This window comes from Terrimonas ginsenosidimutans, assembly GCF_022012415.1.
Taxonomy (GTDB): domain Bacteria; phylum Bacteroidota; class Bacteroidia; order Chitinophagales; family Chitinophagaceae; genus Terrimonas_A; species Terrimonas_A ginsenosidimutans.
Genome location: NZ_JAKLTR010000022.1, coordinates 30,985 through 51,237, shown reverse-complemented (window position 1 = coordinate 51,237; position 20,253 = coordinate 30,985). Strand labels below are relative to the sequence as shown.

At 45.7% G+C, this 20,253-nt stretch carries 18 protein-coding genes; 13 read left to right on the top strand and 5 right to left on the bottom strand.

Going from position 1 to position 20,253, the window contains the following annotated elements; all coding sequences use genetic code 11:
- Positions 1–15: 15 nt before the first annotated feature.
- Positions 16–525, top strand: coding sequence for a hypothetical protein (locus LZZ85_RS24760; RefSeq protein WP_237876309.1), 510 nt, complete (start codon positions 16–18; stop codon positions 523–525).
- 81 nt (positions 526–606) lie between these two features.
- Here LZZ85_RS24760 and LZZ85_RS24755 read toward each other — a convergent pair whose 3' ends face one another.
- Positions 607–3,006 (bottom strand): outer membrane beta-barrel protein, encoded by a 2,400-nt coding sequence (locus LZZ85_RS24755; protein WP_237876308.1) that lies wholly within the window; start codon positions 3,004–3,006, stop codon positions 607–609.
- Between the two features lie 256 nt (positions 3,007–3,262).
- Between LZZ85_RS24755 and miaB the strand changes: the two genes are divergently transcribed.
- The 9 genes from miaB (at position 3,263) to LZZ85_RS24710 (ending at position 11,492) form a co-directional block, all read left to right on the top strand.
- Positions 3,263–4,885, top strand: a complete 1,623-nt coding sequence (miaB, locus tag LZZ85_RS24750; protein WP_255724289.1) for a tRNA (N6-isopentenyl adenosine(37)-C2)-methylthiotransferase MiaB — start codon at positions 3,263–3,265, stop codon at positions 4,883–4,885.
- A gap of 63 nt (positions 4,886–4,948) precedes the next feature.
- Positions 4,949–6,223 carry a sigma-54 interaction domain-containing protein gene (locus LZZ85_RS24745; RefSeq protein ID WP_237876307.1) on the top strand — a complete coding sequence of 425 codons (1,275 nt, stop codon included), beginning with the start codon at positions 4,949–4,951 and terminating at the stop codon, positions 6,221–6,223.
- A 23-nt stretch (positions 6,224–6,246) separates the two neighbouring features.
- A complete protein-coding gene (lptE, locus tag LZZ85_RS24740; RefSeq protein WP_237876305.1) occupies positions 6,247–6,783 on the top strand; it encodes an LPS assembly lipoprotein LptE in 537 nt (178 codons plus the stop codon).
- A 228-nt stretch (positions 6,784–7,011) separates the two neighbouring features.
- A complete protein-coding gene (locus LZZ85_RS24735; RefSeq protein WP_237876304.1) occupies positions 7,012–8,079 on the top strand; it encodes a DUF8458 domain-containing protein in 1,068 nt (355 codons plus the stop codon).
- Between the two features lies 1 nt (position 8,080).
- Entirely contained in the window at positions 8,081–8,440 is a 360-nt protein-coding gene (gene secG / locus LZZ85_RS24730) for a preprotein translocase subunit SecG (protein ID WP_237876303.1), read from the top strand.
- A 69-nt stretch (positions 8,441–8,509) separates the two neighbouring features.
- The gene (gene mltG, locus LZZ85_RS24725) at positions 8,510–9,520 is read left to right on the top strand and encodes an endolytic transglycosylase MltG (protein WP_237876302.1); all 1,011 of its coding nucleotides are present in this window, start codon (positions 8,510–8,512) and stop codon (positions 9,518–9,520) included.
- A gap of 5 nt (positions 9,521–9,525) precedes the next feature.
- Entirely contained in the window at positions 9,526–10,491 is a 966-nt protein-coding gene (locus LZZ85_RS24720) for a YihY/virulence factor BrkB family protein (protein ID WP_237876300.1), read from the top strand.
- 73 nt (positions 10,492–10,564) lie between these two features.
- Positions 10,565–11,173: a thioredoxin family protein gene (locus LZZ85_RS24715; protein ID WP_237876299.1), complete on the top strand. Its 609-nt coding sequence runs from the start codon at positions 10,565–10,567 to the stop codon at positions 11,171–11,173.
- A 121-nt stretch (positions 11,174–11,294) separates the two neighbouring features.
- On the top strand, positions 11,295–11,492 hold the full coding sequence (locus LZZ85_RS24710; protein ID WP_237876298.1) for a hypothetical protein: 198 nt from the start codon (positions 11,295–11,297) through the stop codon (positions 11,490–11,492).
- Positions 11,493–11,651: 159 nt separating this feature from the next.
- Here the strand turns inward: LZZ85_RS24710 and LZZ85_RS24705 are convergent, their stop codons facing one another.
- Both LZZ85_RS24705 and LZZ85_RS24700 read right to left on the bottom strand, forming a co-directional pair.
- Positions 11,652–12,137, bottom strand: a complete 486-nt coding sequence (locus tag LZZ85_RS24705; RefSeq protein WP_237876297.1) for a TlpA disulfide reductase family protein — start codon at positions 12,135–12,137, stop codon at positions 11,652–11,654.
- A gap of 24 nt (positions 12,138–12,161) precedes the next feature.
- Positions 12,162–12,779: a TrmH family RNA methyltransferase gene (locus LZZ85_RS24700; protein ID WP_237876295.1), complete on the bottom strand. Its 618-nt coding sequence runs from the start codon at positions 12,777–12,779 to the stop codon at positions 12,162–12,164.
- A 195-nt stretch (positions 12,780–12,974) separates the two neighbouring features.
- On the opposite strand from LZZ85_RS24700, the gene LZZ85_RS24695 reads away from it, so the two are divergent.
- Positions 12,975–16,061: an AsmA family protein gene (locus LZZ85_RS24695; protein WP_237876294.1), complete on the top strand. Its 3,087-nt coding sequence runs from the start codon at positions 12,975–12,977 to the stop codon at positions 16,059–16,061.
- A 73-nt stretch (positions 16,062–16,134) separates the two neighbouring features.
- Here the strand turns inward: LZZ85_RS24695 and LZZ85_RS24690 are convergent, their stop codons facing one another.
- Together LZZ85_RS24690 and LZZ85_RS24685 are read right to left on the bottom strand one after the other, a co-directional pair.
- Positions 16,135–16,902, bottom strand: a complete 768-nt coding sequence (locus tag LZZ85_RS24690; RefSeq protein WP_237876293.1) for a DUF4397 domain-containing protein — start codon at positions 16,900–16,902, stop codon at positions 16,135–16,137.
- A 231-nt stretch (positions 16,903–17,133) separates the two neighbouring features.
- Positions 17,134–18,342, bottom strand: coding sequence for a TlpA disulfide reductase family protein (locus tag LZZ85_RS24685; protein WP_237876292.1), 1,209 nt, complete (start codon positions 18,340–18,342; stop codon positions 17,134–17,136).
- A 247-nt stretch (positions 18,343–18,589) separates the two neighbouring features.
- On the opposite strand from LZZ85_RS24685, the gene LZZ85_RS24680 reads away from it, so the two are divergent.
- Both LZZ85_RS24680 and LZZ85_RS24675 read left to right on the top strand, forming a co-directional pair.
- Entirely contained in the window at positions 18,590–18,919 is a 330-nt protein-coding gene (locus LZZ85_RS24680) for a carboxypeptidase-like regulatory domain-containing protein (RefSeq protein WP_237876291.1), read from the top strand.
- A gap of 121 nt (positions 18,920–19,040) precedes the next feature.
- Entirely contained in the window at positions 19,041–19,664 is a 624-nt protein-coding gene (locus tag LZZ85_RS24675) for a Crp/Fnr family transcriptional regulator (protein ID WP_237876289.1), read from the top strand.
- Positions 19,665–20,253: the final 589 nt, after the last annotated feature.

Sequence of the window (20,253 nt, the reverse complement as noted above, 5' to 3'; positions counted from 1 at the left end):
ACGTAAATTAGCGGGATGAACCTTGAATACAAATACCTTCTTGACGGTAGTTTTGACCCGGATTCCCGCATATGGATCTATCAATCCAGCCGTATTTTTACGATAAGTGAAGCATTGGAGATCGAAGAGAGACTGAATTCATTCGCTGCTGACTGGAAAAGCCATGGCACACCTGTGAAAGGCGCGGGCTATCTGTTCTTCGGACAATTTATCATTCTTATGGCGGATGAGACCGCCCATGGCGTAAGCGGATGCAGCACTGACGGCTCCGTTCGTTTCATAAAGGAGATCGAACAGGAATTTAAAGTCAACCTGTTTGACCGGACCATGCTGACATTTGTCATAAAAGATAAGATCCAGCACCTGCCGCTGGCCCAACTTGGATATGCATTTCAGAATGGCTTCCTCGATGCAGATAGCCTTTACTTCAATAATACTGTTCAAACCAAACGAGAACTGGAAGAAAAATGGATCATTCCGGTAAAAGATAGCTGGCTGGCGAAAAGAATTCCGGTAGTGAGTTAATCTTACGGGGTCGCGATTACACCAGGCAGCCTGCGAAGAACAGACCGGCGTACAAGTAGCGCAGAGTTAAACCGTAACTGTCTATTTTCTCTTAACATCCATCAATGGATTTTTCTGAGGCTTATTCAGATTATATCCAAGGCTTAACCTGAAATTTCTTGTCGTGGTTGTATTATAGCTTTCAAGATTGAAGTTAGGGCCATAGGTGAACGTTCTGCTCCGCTGCTGCGTAAAAGGGTCGATCATATTCAATGTTACCGTCAGCCTCTTTTCAAAAAATTTCTTCTGTACACCTGTATTCATGCTCCAGTTCCATCTTGCAAACCCCTGTGGATTGGCAAACCTGTTCACTGTAAAACCTGTAGTGAAATTCAGGATATCTCTCGGCGTAAAGGTGGAACTGATATTGGAAGTAAACGAACCGCCATTGCGATAACGGTTTACCGTGCGGTCAAATAAACTGTATTCATTGAACGTGTAGCTTGCACTTAAGTTGGTCCGCCATTTTCTTGCGACCGTCACACCACCCCAGGTGCTTAACTCATACTCTTTTCTGCCATTGATATTTTCCCAGGAGATCTGCGTTTTTCCATCGGGCAACAAGGTGCGCACGCGACTGTAAATATCCTGCACGATGTTATAGCCGAGGCCTAAATTAAAAAAGTAAGCCCGGGATGACTTGCCGAATACGATATCAAAATTATCTGCTGTGGAAGCACGCAGCTTTTCATTTCCGAAACGGATATTGTACGGATCCGAGAAATCGATCGTCGGGTTCAGCTCATTGATACCCGGACGGCGGATGCTTCTTCTCCAGGATCCTGTAAGGCTGAGCTGATTATCCCAACGTTTGCTGATATTGGCAAAAGGCAGCCAGGTCCAGTAGCTGTTCCTCGCCTCACGCTGAGCTTTATACAGTTGAAATAGAATAGCCGTCTGCTCTGCGGAAACACCTGCAGTAATATTGAAGAGAGGGCCAAGATTCTGACGTAATCCCGCTCTGAAGTTCACTACGGATTGATGAAACCTGAAATGATTGCTCAATGCATCAAGTGGAGCACTGGTACCGTCCTGTTTCTTCAGATAACTCGCATCAACGATCACCAGGTTATTCGTGTTGGTATAAAATGTCCCGAGCGACAGGAACGTCTTCTGTGCAATGATCGGCCGGTCATAGTTCACCCGGATATTGTAACCCGTGTTACGACCTTTATTTACTTGCTGCTGAGTTGAATCAAGGCCGTTAGGCGTATGATCGGGATTAAAGAACTGCTGATAAAAATTGCGGTTACTGGTGTTTACAGAACGGTTGGCGTCTGCGATGACGCGCAATTGTTCGCCTGCGCGCTTAGTGCGCATCAGGTAGGACAAACTGAAAGAGGCATTGTAGGTCTCCCCTTCGCTGCGGATATTCCGCTCGCTCAAACGATAGATCTCATCAAAGCGGTTCAGATTCTTATACTCCGTCTGACTGTTATTATTAAAATCGCTGGAGTTGAATTGAACCACTGCATTCAATGATTGCTGCTTGCTGATATCATAGTCCATACTCGCCCTGAAATTCGGACGGACACTCTGGTTCGCATTACTGTTTTTCGTATTGAAGAAGTTCGCAGAATCTGCATAGATATTATTCCGGATGGAATAACCGCTTCCAACAAACCGGTTGTACCCGGCGCCGGCATTGATGTTCAGGGCAAGCCCCTGTTTCCGGTAGCTATAACTGCCGTTCATACTGGCTTCTCCTCTTGACCCGCCAGATATGCTTACGCGTCCACTCTTTCCTACCCTTCCTTTTCTCGTAACGATATTGATCACACCTCCCTGTTCATTGGCATACTGTGGTGGCGGGTTCGTCATGACCTCGATCTTTTCGATGGCGCTGCCCGGCATCGACTCCAATAGGTCCTGCAGCTGCTGCATACTCAGCTGGACGGGCTTATCATCGATCATGATCATCGGCTCTTTGCCCCGTACAGAGATCTTGCCATCGCCGTCCTTCGTAACCAGCGGCACACTGGCCAGCAGGTCACTCGCATTGCTACCCGCGCTTAGGGGCGATTCAGCCGCATTAAAGGTCAGGTTGCCGTCTTTGGATTCGATCAGTGGTTTTTCCGCATACACCACCACCATTTGCAAATTCTCAGATGATTTAGCCCGAAGGATGAGATCCGGCAGGTTGAAGTCAGCCCTTTCCGCCCTGACATGGATGCTGTCGATCAGCAGCGGCTGAAAGCCGACATAACTGATGCGAAGCTGGTATACATCGAAGGGGAAATTCCGGAACCCGAAGGACCCGTCTGCTGTAGAAAGCGAACTGAAACGGATCATACTATCCTGCAAAGAGATCAATTCAACTGAGGCATTATCAACAGGTTTATTCCGCTCGTCCATAACATTGCCGGAGAGCAGACCCCTGTTATCCTGGCCATACATGGCCGTGCTGGCCAGGAGGCCAAGTAAAAGCGCAAATATTCTCAACGTGGTGATATTCGGTTTGGTTAAACAGGCGGTCAGAAATTTCACCGGATAAATCCTGACGGTCAAAACCTTTGCGGCCTCCCGGCTGTTTATTCTCCCGGACTTATCTGAATCCTAACCCCTCCTGCGGTCTAAAGATAACCCAGAGATGTTAGATGTTTTACGGCTGAATTTCCTGTGCTTTAGATAATTTTCAGGAGTGCTGACATCCTGTCATATTACCGGGCTTTTCTTATATTTGCGACGGTATTGATGGATGTTACTGATCCTGATCGGTCCGATGGTTACAACTGACTGCCAAAGGTCCGGCGCAGGAAGCGGGCTGATAGACCACGAATTGGAAGAAAATGGCGCGGTCAGGGCTGGCATCGATCAGAAAGAGGAGATTTTCAACAATAAGCACGACTCAAAGAAAATAAAAAACGGAATGTTTGATCTGGTAACTGGTTCAATTTCAAAGACTGAAGGTAGCAAGACGCAGGATGAGACCCGGCAGGGTGAAGCTTATGCTCCATTTGCGGGTGACCCGAATTTATATAAGAAAAGGTTTTATATCGAAAGCTATGGCTGTCAGATGAATTTCGCTGATAGTGAGATCGTCGCATCGATTCTGAACCAGGAAGGCTTTGGTGCTACGCGAAACCTGGAAGAAGCTGACCTTATTTTCATCAATACCTGTTCCATCCGTGAAAAAGCAGAGCAGACGGTCCGTAAGCGGCTTACCGAATTCCGCAAACTAAAGGAAAAGAAAAGAGGCATGCTGATCGGTGTGCTGGGCTGTATGGCTGAAAGGCTGAAAGCAAAATTCCTGGAAGAAGAGAAACTCGTGGACATGGTGGTGGGCCCGGATGCATACCGGACCCTTCCCGGACTTGTAGAAGAAGCCGGAACAGGGCAGAAAGCGATAAACGTTCTGCTAAGCCGGGATGAGACCTATGCAGACATTTCTCCCGTTCGCCTCGACAGCAACGGCGTTTCCGCTTTTGTCAGCATCATGCGCGGCTGCAATAACATGTGCGCCTTTTGCGTAGTACCTTTTACCCGCGGACGCGAACGCAGCCGTGATACAGCCAGCATCGTGGCGGAATGCCGCGATCTGTTTGAAAAAGGCTATCGCGAAGTCACACTGCTCGGACAGAATGTAGACAGTTACTATTACAACAACGAAAGCGCCGGTGAACAGATCACGTTCGGTAAACTGCTTGAACAGGTTGCCCTGATCTCGCCCCTGCTTCGTGTGCGCTTCTCTACTTCGCATCCAAAAGATATTACGGATGAAGTGTTATACACCATGGCGAAGTATGAGAACATTTGCCGGTACGTCCATCTTCCTGTACAAAGCGGATCAACGCGCATGTTACAGTTAATGAACCGGACCTATACACGCGAATGGTATATGGCAAAAGTGGATCGTATCAGGGAGATCATGCCAGACTGCGGCATAAGTTCAGATGTGATCGCAGGATTCTGCACCGAAGAAGAAACTGACCACCAGGACACGCTGGACATTATGGAATACAGCCGCTACGACCTGAGCTACATGTATTTCTACAGCGAACGGCCGGGAACACTCGCGCAAAGACGTTATAAAGACGATGTCCCGGAAGACGTGAAAAAAAGACGCCTCCAGGAGATCGTAGATATGCAATACAAACTTTCGCTGGAGAGCAATCAAAGAGACCTTGGCAAAACTTACAAAGTACTGATCGAGGGAACCAGCAAACGAAGCGACGCTGACTGGATGGCGCGGAACTCGCAGAACAAAGTGATCATCTTCCCGAAAGAAGCATACGATCTCAAGCCCGGCGACTATGCCATGGTGAATGTGACCGAATGCTCAAAAGCTACATTATTGGGAAAGATCGTAGAAACAATATAACCAACAGACCTGTCTGTTAAAACAGAAGAGTATAAGTAACACGAAGAATTTTAAAACTGAAGAATGGATATTCAATCAATCAAAAACCGCTTTGGCATTATCGGAAATTCGCCGGCGCTCAACTATGCATTGCAGGTTGCCGCGCAGGTAGCAAATACGGATCTTACCGTGTTGATCAATGGTGAAAGCGGGGTTGGTAAAGAGGCATTTTCGATCATCATACACACTTTATCCAACCGCAAACACAATCCCTTTATCGCAGTTAACTGCGGCGCTATACCCGAAGGCACGATCGATTCGGAATTGTTCGGCCACGAAAAAGGATCATTCACCGGTGCGGTTGACAGCCGTAAAGGTTATTTCGAAACGGTAAACGGTGGAACTATCTTTCTGGATGAGATCGGTGAAATGCCGCTGGGAACACAAGCCCGTCTTCTCCGTGTACTCGAAGCCGGTGAATACATCCGCGTGGGTTCGTCCAAAGTACAGAAGACCGATGTCCGCGTGATCGCCGCAACGAATAAAGACCTGATGCAACTTGTGCAGCAGGGTAAGTTCCGCGAAGACCTCTATTATCGTTTAAGCACCGTGCCGATCCGCGTGCCGGCATTGCACGACCGGAAAGAAGATATTCACCTGCTGTTCCGTAAGTTCGCTGCCGACTTTGCCGATAAATATAAAACAGCATCTGTTCAGCTGGATGAGGAAGCGAAAACGCTGTTAATTAATTATCCCTGGCCCGGTAATGTGCGCGAATTGAAGAATATTGCAGAGCAGATCTCTGTTCTTTCTATTGATAAAAATATTACCGCAAAAGAACTTAGCCGTTTCTTACAACCATATTCCAACAATCGTCTGCCTGCGGTAACTGCAGGCAACACCGGAAGCATTGGCAACGGACAGGATTTTGCGAATGAAAGGGAGATCCTGTACAAGCTCTTTTTTGATATGAAGAAGGACGTCACAGAACTAAAACGTCTGTTCCTGGAAGTATTGCAGAACCCTTCCATGGTTCCGAAAGACCCTTCCTTCCTGAACGAATTAAAAGAGCTGAAGACCAATGAAAACGTTCAGCCATTCTTTATGCAGCCTTCCATGCAAAGTAATGCAACAGCGCAACCGATGCTCGTTCATAACAATGCCGGTAACGCAGTACATGACGAAATTCACGAGCATGAAGAAGTAGAAGAAAGCCTGAACATCATGGATAAGGAAAAAGAACTGATCATTAAAGCGCTGAAAAAGCATAAGAGCAAACGGAAAGATGCCGCCCTCGATCTTGGCATCAGCGAAAGAACGCTCTACAGAAAACTCAAAGAATACGACATCGACGAATAAACCGGAATAACGCATTTTCTTTTATGCTCACAAAACGATCAACAAAAATCTTTCTTTCCGCGAGCCTGCTGGCGCTGCTGGCTCTTGCATTCAGCAGCATTCAGCTTACAGGTTGCGGCGTTTACAAGTTCAACGACATCAACGTTCCTGATTCGGTCAAAACCATCAGGATCGCACCATTCGAGAACAGGGCTTCCTATGTAAACCCCCAACTGGCACAATCGCTGGCCGATCGGCTTCGTCAGAAGATCGTGGGCCAGACACGTCTTCGCCAGACAAACAACACAAATGCTGACTGGGAGATCTCAGCAACGGTCACCAACTATTCATTCAGCACATCAGGTATCTCCCAGGGCCGCGAAGCCACCAACCGTCTCACCGTCGGGGTACACATCGTGCGCGTTGCCACCAAAAGCGGCGACTCTAAAGAATACGATGTATCCCGGAACTTTGAATTCAACGCATCACTCTCTATCCAGCAGGCGGAATCCCAGCTTCGTGATGAGATGATCAGGGGGGTGACGGATGATATTTTTAACAGGCTTTTCTCCGACTGGTAAACGCGAATGTTTCCCGAATAGCCGCGAATGGCCGCGAATGTTCGCGAATAGAGCCTGAAATGTGAACATAAATTATAGAAACGAAAAGAGAGTTATGCATCATAGCTCTCTTTTCTTATTTGAAATATACCATGCAATTTGGGTGCATTCGCGAACATCCGCGGCCATTAGCGATTCATTCGCGTTTTCGCGTATTCGTGTATATTTGCATTTTTAAAATTTTATCAGATGGAGGCTATCACTCAACTGACATATGCACTAACCGGAAAAGAGAAGCTGGCGGATTGCAGCGAATCTGAATTGCGGAAGATGGTGCGCCTCTATCCTTTTTTTGGCCCTGCACAGGTGTTGCTTGCAAGAAAGACAAAAGATGAACAACAGGAAGAAGCAAAGGAGATCGCCGCAAGTGCGTCTTTGTTTGTACCGAACTCACTGTGGTTTGACCGATTGATGAGCGGACAGGTAGAACAGCCTCTTGCGGATGATGCAACAGTGATCCCGCAGGATACTGTGTTGGAAACGCCGGCAACAGCAGAAGAAGTAATTGAACAGGTTTCGGTGGAAGAATATCAGGAAGAGACAATAGACACTGTGCTCCCTGAAGAAACAGTGATGGAAGAACCGGCTACAGAAGAGGAAGTGATCGAGCAAAGGTTTGAAATGCCGTCGGCCGAAGAGCCCGGAGAAACAGATATAGCTGAAGAGATCGTTCCGCACGAGGTGGTTCCCGAAAAACAGGTTGTTGAACATAAATTTCAACTGCCTACTCTGCAGGATGAAGCAGACCTGGAAGAGGAAGAGAATATAGAAGATGCAGGTGTTTCAACAACTGTCGAAGACATTGTAAAGGAGAAGATGCCCGAACTGGAAGGCCTGCCTCCCATCCCATCCTTCAAGATCGAAGCGCTTCCGGCAGGCAAAATGGAACTGAGCTTTGAGCCCTATCACACGGTGGATTACTTTGCGTCCCAGGGGATCCGGTTCAAAGATGATGACAAACCGAAAGATCGCCTGAGCCTGCAGCTCAGAAGCTTTACGGAATGGCTGAAAACGCTCAAAAAAGTACCAGACGCAGAAATGTCTGTGGGAGCAACCCGCCAGGAAGAGAAAAAAGTGGAACAAATGGCCCAGGTTTCCATTGCAGATCCGGCCGTTGTGACCGAGGCAATGGCGGAAGTATGGGAAAAACAAGGCAATACAGTAAAAGCGATAGAGTTATACAAAAAATTAAGTTTGCTTGATCCAGACAAAAACGCTTATTTTGCAGCCAAAATCGAACATTTAAAGCAATTGTGACATGTCTATCTTATTTGTGATCCTGGTTATTCTGGCTTCAGTTGTACTGGCGCTTTTCGTTTTGATCCAGAACCCGAAAGGTGGTGGTCTGGCGGGAAATATCGCTGGTTTCAGCAACCAGTTCATGGGTGTAAAACAAACCACGGACGTATTGGAAAAAGGAACCTGGATCTTCGCTGGCATCATCGGCGTTCTTTGCCTCGTCTCTGCCCTCTTCATCCGCAATGGTGACGGTGGCGATGGCCTGCCAAACAGCATCGATAAAGCAACAGGCGCTCCGGCTCCTGCTGGTTCTCAGGCACCATCCAGCAGCACCACTACTTTCCCTGCAGCACCAACTGGCGATAGCGTTCCTAAATAAGTTATCGTAACATAATATTTAAAACCCTGTCTGAAAAGACAGGGTTTTTTGTTTAATTTGTCCGCAACTATGAAAAAGAAAATACTTCTTATTGCTGCCGGTATTATCCTTCTGCTTGTTGTCTTTTTCGGATGGACATTCTTTGGACCTGCTGTTCATTCTCCTGAAAACAAATACCTGTACGTCCGCACAGGCGCAACCTATAATGATGTCACCGACAGCCTTGTAAAAAATGAGATCATAGGAAGCAAGACCTGGTTTGGCATTGCCGCAAAAATGGCCGGCTACAGCACGATCAAACCGGGACGCTATGAGATCACAAAAGGCATGAGCCTGATCGGCCTGGTAAGAAAACTCAAAAACGGAACGCAAAGCCCGGTAAGCATCGTCATCACCAAATTCCGGACACGCGAAGTCCTGGCAGGCCGGATGGGACGTGCACTTGAATGCGATTCCACCGACATACTGGCTTTCATGAATGATCCCGATTCCCTGAAGCAGTTCGGGTTGGATACAAACAACGTTATGGTGATGGTCATGCCACTCACCTACGAAATGAAATGGAATACATCCCCTTCCAGGATCTTCCGGGAATTCAATACAGCCTGGAAAACATTCTGGACAAATGAACGCAAAACGAAAGCAGACAGCCTCGGGTTGACTCCGGCACAGGTCTCCACACTTGCTTCTATTATAGATGAAGAGACGAACGCGGCATCTGACAGGCCAAATATCGCCAGCGTTTATCTTAACCGCATCAGGACCGGCATGCCCTTACAGGCAGATCCAACCGTTAAGTTCGCAATGCGCAACTTCGCTCTGAAACGTATTTATGAAAAGCAATTGCTTACTCCATCGCCTTACAATACATACATGAATAAAGGCCTCCCCCCAGGCCCGATCTGTACACCTGCAGAACATACCATCGATGCAGTATTGAATGCGCCGAAGACGGATTATATCTACTTTGTAGCAAGTGCTGCTTTTGACGGAACACACGTGTTCACCAGTAATTATAAAGACCATATGGCCTATGCCCGTCTTTATCAAAAGGAATTGAATAACCGCAACGTGAAATAAGAAACATGAAGATCATCACCCGGTTTAAAAGAGAACTGATCACTTCAGAGCCAGCCAGTTTCCTCGTCAGGAAAAGCAAGAAGGTCATCCTTCCCGGCTTCCAGGGCATTCCCCTGTATGATGTGATCCGCTTCTTTATGGAACAGATGAAAAAAACCGGGTTTACCGAAAGAGCCTCAGCTATCGCGTTCAACTTCACAATGGCCATCCCCCCTGCGGTGATCTTTTTGTTTACACTCATTCCCTATCTGCCCATCTCAAAGCAATTCATCTTTCAGATGTTCTCCCTGATCAGGGATGTAGTACCGGGAGAAAAGAACAACCATGGATTGATCACCTTTTTATCAGACATCCTGAATAAACCGCGCACAGGTCTCTTATCAACCGGTTTTATCCTTGCCATGTTCTTCTCCTCAAATGCCATCATGGGGATCATGCGTTCATTTGACAAAAACTATGTCGGTTTTAAAAAAAGAAAAGGCCTCCACCAGCGGAGCATGGCGCTGCGGCTCACATTTATACTGTTCATCTTGTTCTTTATCACGATCATTTTACTGATCATGCAGGGCGCCGTATTGAGATGGCTCGGCATCACCAATGAAACCGTGATCTCCCTGATCCACAATCTGCGCTGGCTGCTGATCGTTGCCATGTTCTTCTTCTCTATTTCCTTTATTTACCGGTATGCGCCGGCCGTTCATAAAAGATGGCGGCTGATCAACCCCGGATCCATACTGGCGGCATTTCTCATGATCGTGTTCACAGCCGGATTCTCCTATTGGGTCAGCAACTTCTCTAATTATAATGAACTCTACGGGTCTATCAGTACTGTACTGATACTCATGTTGTTGATCTATTTCAACTCGCTGGTGTTGCTGGTCGGATTTGAGCTGAATGTGAGTATAAATTCCCTGAAGTACGAAGTGGATGAAAGGAATAAAAATCTTGCGGGAGGGAACCTTCCTGCATAATTTTTGCTCACCTTTGATATATACAACCTGACTTTAACCAAGATCATTTAATAATTATTAAAACCGAGCAAGTATGAAAAAGATCCTTATGGCCGCCCTGCCTGTTGCAGCGATTGCCTTTATGGCTTTCAAATCGATTTCAGATCCGCTTACCATTGGCTCTACCCTTCCCTCTGCTGAAACAAAAATGAAGGATATTACCGGCAAGGAAGTATCATTCAAAGATGCCATGAAGAAGAACGGCCTGCTGGTGATGTTTAGCTGCAATACCTGCCCTGTTGTGAAAAAATATCAATCAAGAACGCTTGACGCCGCCAAACTGGCCGCCGGCAAGAACATTGGCGTGATCCTGCTGAACCCGAACGAGGCTACCCGAACTGCCGGCGACTCTTATGAAGATATGCAGTCCTATGCCAAAGAGCAGGGCTATGACTTCAACTATGTGGTTGACAATAACTCCGCAATGGCTGATGCATTTGGAGCAACCCGCACGCCGGAAGTATTCCTGTTCGACAAGAACAATAAACTCGTTTATCATGGCGCGATCGATGATAATCCCAATGCAGCCGACCAGGTTGGCCGCAAACACCTGGATATCGCGATCAATGAACTGGTGACCGGCAAGTCGATCGAAACACCAACCACCAAATCAGTTGGCTGTACCATTAAACGGACAAAGTAAAGACTTCAAAAAAATCGGCGGACAATGTCCGCCGATTTTTTTTGTGCAGTTTTATGGATTTTTTTTCGCATGGCATCCAAGTGAATACCAACACATCATTTCTAAACCCAAAATCAAGCTTATGTTATCCAACGTCGGTCTTAATCGTCTTATCATTCTTGGTTTTATGGCAATGGTAGGTTTCGCCATGGCTAAAAGTATTCAATCAGGAAGCAGTCTCGGCCTTGTTCTTTGTATCACAAGCCTCGGTGCCGCGGTTTATTTCTTATACCTGCTGGCAAAAATGAAGCAGGAAATGGAAGCGGAAGAAAACAGGTGATCCTACTGGAGTACCCTTGAAAATATAAACCAGGTCAAGCCCGATGGCCGAAGGGAAAGCCTTTATCGCGTAAAATCGTTAAATTATCAGGAAGAGAAATAAGGTTCATCCTTTCAGAAGGCCTTCGGCCATCGATTAACCTTGTCGCACCAAAACTCTTTACCGCAGTATAGCCATGATTTCTTTTTCCAGCTCTTCCTCGGAAAACTCCTTTTCGAAGAAGCGCCGGTAATTCTTTTTTGTATGGATAAATAAAGTGGCCGGAATAGCTCCTGACCATTTGGGGTCTACTTTCGGACAGAAATAATCCGCATTGGTTTCATCAAGCCAAACGGTTGGGTTCTGTATTTTCCGTTTCTTGATAAAGCTGTCCACCTTCGCCGGATAATCATCCTGCATATCAAGAGAAACAAACAGCAGTTTCACTCCTTTGTTCTTGTACTTCGCCGCCAGTTTTTCAAAGGCCGGCATTTCCGCGATACAGGGAATACAATAAGTGGCCCAGAAATTAATGATCAACGGTGTATTACTTTCCGCGATCGTCTTTTCGAGGTCAGTGATCTTTACGCTTTTAGTATGTTGAGCTTCTGTATTTGTGATCACACTCAGACAGATACAGGCCAGCAACAGGTATTTTCCACGCATAGTATTCTTTTAAAAGATCAAAGATCAGTCTTCTTCCCCGTTTTGTGCTTCAGCCCTGGCATTCCACCCTTTCCATTCTTCCATCAGGTGATGATATTGTTCATCTTCCATCCTTCGCTGAGCATAAAAACCAGCTTCGTTCTTCTGCCGGAATGCTTCGTACAATGTAACGGCACACGCCACGCTGATATTGAGAGACCGGATAATTCCAACCTGCGGAATAATAAAGTTGCCGTCTGCCAGTGCCCGCATTTCATCCGTTACACCGCTATGCTCATTCCCAAATACGAGCGCAATACTGTCCGTAAAATCTATATGATGTAAACTTACCGCGTCGCTGCTGAGATGTGTCGTTAAAATGCGTTTATACCTTGACCGGAGTTGTGCCACACAGGCATCAAGATCTTCAAACTGGTGGACCGTCAGCCATTTCGCCGCGCTTGAAGAACTCTTCGTTCCCCATTTTTTATGCCGGGGAATACGCGTATTAAGAATATAAATATCCTGCACGCCCACAGCATCGCAGGTACGCATCACAGCTGAAATATTATGGGGGTCGAACACATTTTCCAGAACGATCGTAAGATCAGGTTGCCGGTGAGACAACACTGATTCAAACTTCGCTTTTCTTTCAGGGGTCATATGGCGAAATTACGGGTTTGGAACGATGGTTGTTTAGTAGCTGGTGGATCAGCTGGCAGCGGCAGCTATGCCTCTTTTCCGTGGATCTCCGCCTCCCCTCCCGGATTTTTACTAAAATGCGGATATGAGACACATTGATCCTAAACGATTTGCGATAGTTTTTTTATCTTGCTCTTATATCAAGCCAATTTTGCTATGAAAAGGATTATCAGAAAGGTTTTAAAAATTACAGGTATTGTTTTGTTGGTGCTGATCGCGGCAGCTTTCATCATTCCGATCGTATTTAAAAAACAGATCACTAACCTGGTCAAGAAAGAGATCAATAACAATCTTACAGCCAGCGTCGATTTCAAAGACGTCAGCATTTCGCTCTTCAGGCATTTTCCTAAAGTGTCTATCGGCCTGGAAGATCTCTCCGTTGTTGGTACCAATGAATTCGCCGGCGATACCCTCGTGTCAGCAAAAAATATCGATGTCTCCGCCAACCTGATCAGCGTGATCAAAGGAAAAGATATCCAGGTTTCAGGCATCTTCCTCGAATCACCGAGGATCCATGCACTGGTTACAAAAGAAGGAAAAGCTAACTGGGATATTACCAAACCGTCTTCCGATACCACAACCTCATCGGACACCTCCGCCTCCGCATTCAAAATGAGTCTCAGCAGGTATGAGATCAATAATGGCTATATCTATTATGAAGATAAGACCGCGGGCATGAGTGCTGAGATCAAAGGATTGAACCACTCCGGAAGTGGCGACTTTACCCAGGACGTATTCACGCTGTCTACCCAAACAAAAGCCGACGGTGTAACCTTTAACTATGCTGGTGTGCCTTATCTCGCACAAACGCAAACAGGGGTTGGGGCTGACATCGAAATAGACAACCGAACAAGCAAATACACTTTCAAAACGGACGATATCAACCTCAATAACCTGAAACTTTCGGCTGACGGATTTTTTCAACTGGTGAACGATACAACCTATAACATGGATATCAACTTCAAATCACCTTCCAATGATTTTAAAGATATCCTCTCCATGATACCCGCTGTGTATAAAAATGATTTCGATAAGATCAAGACCACAGGCAGTGCGGCTTTTAACGGCTTTGTAAAAGGAACCTACAGCCCGGTTCAATTACCAGCGTATGATGTAAACCTGGAGATAAAAGATGGATTCTTTCAATACCCCGATCTTCCCAAGCCGGTAAAAAATATCCAGATCGCCTTGCGGGCCAGTAATAAAGATGGCCAGATGGATAACACCGTCATCAACCTTTCTAAAGGACACCTGGAAATGGGAAATGATCCATTTGATATTAAATTCATCTTCAAAAATCCCGGGACCATCCAGTATATTGATGCAGTGGCAAAAGGTAAACTAGATCTTTCACAGGTAACACAATTTGTCAAACTGGAAGGGAATACCAAGCTGGCAGGGATCATCGGTGCCGACATTTTTGCGAAGGGCTCAATGGCTGCATTACAGGCCCAGCAGGGAGATTTCAGCGCCGGCGGTTTCCTCGATATCCAAAAACTCTTCTATTCTTCCGATGCATTTCCACAGCCGATACAGAACGGTAATATGAAGATCCAGATCGCTAACTCCGGAGGCGCTGCTGATAATACAGAAGTGAACATCAGCTCAGGACATGTAGAAGTGGGAAAAGATCCGATCGACTTCACACTGAACCTGAAAAAGCCAATGTCCGCCATTGATTTCAATGGAACGGCAAAGGGTAGCTTTAACCTTGATAATGTAAAACAATTTGTTCAGTTCGAACCAGGCACAACGGTGACAGGCCTGCTGGACGCTTCCTTAAGCTTCGCAGGTAACAAAACCGCAATTGATAAAGGAGAGTATGATAAGATCAATCTCTCCGGTACTACTAACCTCAACAAGTTCAAATACGCATCGAAAGACTACCCCGGCGGCGTAGCCATCAGCAGCACACAGCTGAACTTTAACCCAAAGACCGTTTCTCTCGCGAATCTTTCAGGATCTTATCTCAACTCCAATTTTACAGCAAGCGGTGTGTTGAATAACCTGATCGGTTATGCATTGAAAAACGAACCATTACAGGGAACGATCAATGTTGGCGTTGATAAAATGAACCTGAACGACTGGATGGGAACAACCGCCACCACGGCCACTACGGCCGAAAGCACCCCGGCTCCTGCTTCAGCGGAACCTTTTCTTGTTCCAGGCGGACTTGACCTCGTATTGAATGCAAAAGCAGGCCAGGTAACTTACGACAATGTGAATTACAACAATATCAACGGCACCATCGCCCTTGCAGATGAAACAGTGAAGCTGCAGAATGTTTCCGCGAACGCGCTTGATGGCGAAATGACCTTCAATGGCTCTTATTCAACCAGGCTGAATAAAAAAGATCCCGCGATCGCGCTGAGCTATGATGTGAAAGATATCGACATTCAGAAAGCCTTTACCTCCTTTGTTACAGTAAAACAACTAATGCCGATCGGGCAATTCCTTGCAGGAAAACTTAGCTCTCAACTATCCGTAACGGGAACACTTGGAGGAAACATGATGCCGCAACTGAATAGTCTTACCGGTAAAGGAAATCTCCTGCTGCTGGAAGGCGCATTAAAGAAGTTTGCCCCACTGGAAAAGATCGCTACAACATTGCAGATCTCGGAACTTCAGTCCATCACCTTAAAAGATATCAGGAACTCCATTGAATTTGCCAACGGCAAAGTGCTGGTGAAGCCATTTACCATCAAGGTAAAGGATATTGAAATGCAGATCGGCGGCACACACTCTTTCGACCAGTCCATCGATTACATTGTTGCCATGAAAGTACCAAGGAAATATCTTGGCACGCAGGGAAACAACCTGATCAATGGCCTGGTGACGCAGGCAAACAACAAAGGCCTCGATGTAAAAATGAGTGAACTCATCGACCTCAATATCAAGATGGGAGGAAGCCTGACAAACCCTTCCATCAAAACTGACCTCAAACAAGTAGCAGGTGATGCCGTTGCAGATCTTAAGCAGCAGGCACAGGATTTCGCTCAGCAAAAGATCGACAGCGCTAAACAAACCCTGAAAGACACGATCACCGCCGTCAAAAACCAGGTCGTTACCGACCTAAAAGAAGATCTGAAGAATAAATTATTGGGAAATAAAGACAGTACACAAAAAGCAACAAACCTTGACAGTACCAAGAAAAATGCAGAAAAGACCATCAAGAATACGCTGAATAATCTGCTTAAAAAAAAGAAGGATGAGAAAAAAGAAGAAAATAAGGAACAGCCTTAACATATTCCGAGGGACAATAAAAAAAGAGGATGATCTTTCATCCTCTTTTTTTATTGGAAAACCATATAGCTTTTTAATTGGCAGCTCTTCTTGCTCCTGCCCCTCTCGCCTGGTCATCCGTTACTGTACCGTTTGTAATGAACTTGATCATTTCTCCGGAAGGCGTGGTCCCGGGAAGGCCCGTCAGCAATACGGTATAAACCTTGTTCTGCTCCAGCGTCAGCGTGCGATCTGCATCCACACCCGCATTGTTGTTCACATCGATAAGAACGGAACCAGGTGTCACCGCCACAAAATCCGATACCGAAGCATAAGGCGCTTGCCTGTTCACCACATCCGTACCATTTGCCCTGATCACAACCACCGGCAACTGGACAGAATCAATGATCGCGTTCACGAAACGGATATAGGCATTACCGTTCGCATTCAGTGAATCGAAATTGTCCTGAACAATTACATTCCTGTATTTATTGCCGGCACCAATTGTAAAGGCGGAATAATACTTTTCAACATCCAGTGCCGCCGTAGTTGAAGCAAGCGGCTGTGATGAAGTTGAATTTGAACTGTAGGCATCTAATGTGCGGCTACCCGGGAACACCGGAAGATAACCTCCGGTAAAGTTTGTGTAAGGCAACGGAAAATTAGTAAGGCTGTTACCATTCAATGTAAGCACCAACGCTGACTGATCCGGCGCAAGATTGACTGCCAGCAAACCGGCCGCAGGCTGCGTCTGACCATCACCGTCATTGTTCTTCGAACAGGAAACAAAAATTGTTGCAGCAACAGCTGCTAAAGCGATCGTTAAAATTCCCGAACGGAAATTTGAAAAAACTGATTTCATGATACAACTCCTTTTTTTGGTTAGGTAAAAAGATCGGGGAGCAGTACTAAAGTTTGGCTGGAACGGTTGCTGAATTAACACAACCAGTATGAAGAAAGAGACGCAAAATTAGCTCCAAAGATTTTAGCAAAGAGTTAAAGAAGATATAACGAAATCAAAAAGGTTATACATGCATTGCAATGCATATATAACCTTCTTTAAAGAGAGAACCGATATTTCGCAGAAATTACATCAATCCGCCAGCAAATGATCTACCTCTTCATTGAATTCTTTGACAAACTCGGTATAAAACCTGCCTGTTGCCGGACCCGTATAACCTGTATGAATTTTTGCCACCTCTCCTTTTTTGTTGATGAAAATAGTGGTCGGAAAAGAAAGAAAGGTATTAAGAGACGGGAGTGAATTAGCAACAAACTGTTTATCTGCCAAACCACCAAAAACCTGGTCGTAACGGATATCAAATTTCTTTCTATACCGGCCGATCGCATTTTTTACAAACGCGGGATCATCTTTTCTCTCATAGTGAATAGCAACGATCTCTACACCACGTGATCTGTTCTTTTTATACCATGGAGAAAGAAACGCTGTTTCATCCATGCAATTCGGGCACCAGGAACCAGTGATCGCGATGATCACCGCTTTGCCTTTATACTTTTCATCTGTTAGCGAGACCTTATTGCCATCTATATCGGGAAACGAAAAATCAAACCGGTTGTATCCCTGTTTCAAATAAGTGAGTGAATACAGGTCTGGCAGTTTTGCTTCGTCATTTTCACGGCCGGCAAACTTTCTTGCACCCCGCGGACTTACCTGTTCGCCGGTAATAGTTCCATCGTTATTAAATGTTCCCTGGTAATAAGCAACACCAGAACCGATAAATGATGACAGATAGAATTTATTGCCGTCTACAATTCCGTCAAGATATCTTGAATCCCCTGTAATGCTTAAAAACGTAGCGCTGAGTTTGCTTCCTTTCTGGGTGAAGAGTCCGACAGTGCTGTCTTTTCCGGATACGATATCATAGGTACCGGAAATATCACCTGCAGGTTCGGCGCCGTTAACCGGAAAGCGATACAGTTTTCCTTTCTCGGCCGTCACTTTTAAAGGACTGCCGGACCCATCGGTCTTTCGCAATACTCCGTCAAGCTGGTTGCCGTTTATCTTAAAAGCAAGTTCATTGTCAAACTGATCGAGTGAAATGAACAGGGAATCTTTTTGCCTTCTTACTCTTCCGCCGTCAAACCGTTCCGCGGCATTGATAAAAAATACTTTTGCATCAGCGATGGATTTACCGGTGATCTCAAAGTTGAATGGAGCTTCAACACCATCACGTAGCTGAAAAACGCCTCTCCATTTTCCAAAAGGAGAAAATGTTTGTGCCATCACTTCGTGAGAGCCTGCGATCAACGTTACGAGGAGTACTACTAAAGATTTTTTCATTTTTAACTAAACATGATTTTTTGCCTTAACTGATTGATCTGTTATTTCAACAAACGTTTGCGTAAAGAGTTTACCTGAAATGTTAAAGAATGGCGGGCCATGAAACAAGGTGCTAAATTGCTTGTGATTACAATTTAGTCTACTAAATTTGTGGACAAAGAAAATAGTTATATACTGCATTGCCAAAAAAATAAGATCCGGGCCGAACTACTTTTTTAATTATTTGTACATACGCTAAACCCTTTTTATGTTGCTCGTGAAATCTACACTGACCGCTTTACTGTTTCCCCTTCTTTCATTAACGACCATACCTGGCCAGCAGAAGAAGCTTGCGACACCGGTCGAGATCCGTGGAGTTGTTACCAATGCTGAAACAGGCAAGCCGATCCAGGGAATGTATCTTTTTGTAACGGAGGGCGAGGAAGAAGCCTTAACCAATGCAAAAGGTGAATTCAGGATAAAAACCTGGAAAGCTTTGCCCCTGGTGCTGACCAGCCAGAACCAGGAATACCACACCGTAAAATTGAAAGTATCCCAGCCGGATGGGATGGTAAACGTTAAACTCAAAAAGAAATAGCCTGCTTTTTTTTGCTGATTGTTTATAACTCGTTCATTACTATAGCAGGAAATTAGATCTGATGCGGTATTTTTGAACCGCTCCGGGCATAGGCCCTGATCAGTGATTCAACGCATTTTACATGACGAAAAAAGTATCCGCGACGGGGAAGCGGGTTTGGAAGACGCCTGACGGGCATTCTCCGATAGCTATTTTGTTCAATTCCATCTATCCGGTACCTAAAGAAGCCATTGACCTGATAGATGAACAGACCTTTCCTGTACAGGTAGCAAGGGGCAAATTTCTTGTAAAGCCCGGAGATACGGAACCTCACCTTTATCTCGTCCTGAAAGGCGTAATACGGGCTTACATCAAAGAAGATGGTAAGGAGATCACTACATGGATCAATGAAGAAAACGAGATCGTTACGTCTATCCGCAATCTTGGGCTGACTATCTCCTCCCCTGAATACCTGCAGGCGATAGAGAATTCCTCCCTTATAGCCATGCCCTATGCCCTCGTAGAGCACCTTTACGAGCATTTTCTGGAAGCCAATATCGTCGGACGCAAGATCCTTGAGGATAATTACCGTGGCGCTGAAGAACGTGCCTATATCTGCCGCATCGCGTCTGCAGAAAAGAAGTACCAGCATTTTATTAAAACCCGCCCCGGGCTTGCTAACAGGATCTCCCTCAAGTACATCGCGTCCTACTTGAACATGACGATCGAGACCCTGAGCCGCGTCAGAAGCCGCCTGGCAGAATAAAAGCTTTGACAATTATCAAAAAAAATCGTCGCAAAAATGCGCAGCGTGGCTGATTTTTGCAAGTGTATTTACTTGTAGTATAGTGGTTTACACCTATTTTTCTATCTGCATAATCCCGCAGCAAGTCCAGGGCTCCCATAATGTGATCAGTACACTTATAAAAGAAATGTCGTTTTTTTGACAAAGTCAATTCAGTGATCTGCCAAACTGCTTTGAAAGGAATAACTGCTTTGTGTGTGAACCGTTTACAAGCCTTATACGCTTCGCATTATTCCGGAAAAGCAAACATCTTTTACTGAGTTTACCATAACAGGCCTGGGTGATCAGCGTAAGCTCATCGACTCAAAGCCACCATCCTCCACTAAAATGTCCCGCCTGCAAAGACGGGATATTTTTTTAAGGGTAGTAAAACCAAATGGAACCTGCCCGCATCCATGAACCGACGCTGAAATGGTAGGATGAGTTCGTCAGCTTATGTCAGCGATCGTCTATTCACCGCCATACTTCCGTTATTTTCCCGTAAGATCCTGTGTTTTTCCCATGGATTCCCTTTCACCTAAAGCGATATTTACAACAGAGAAATTTCTTA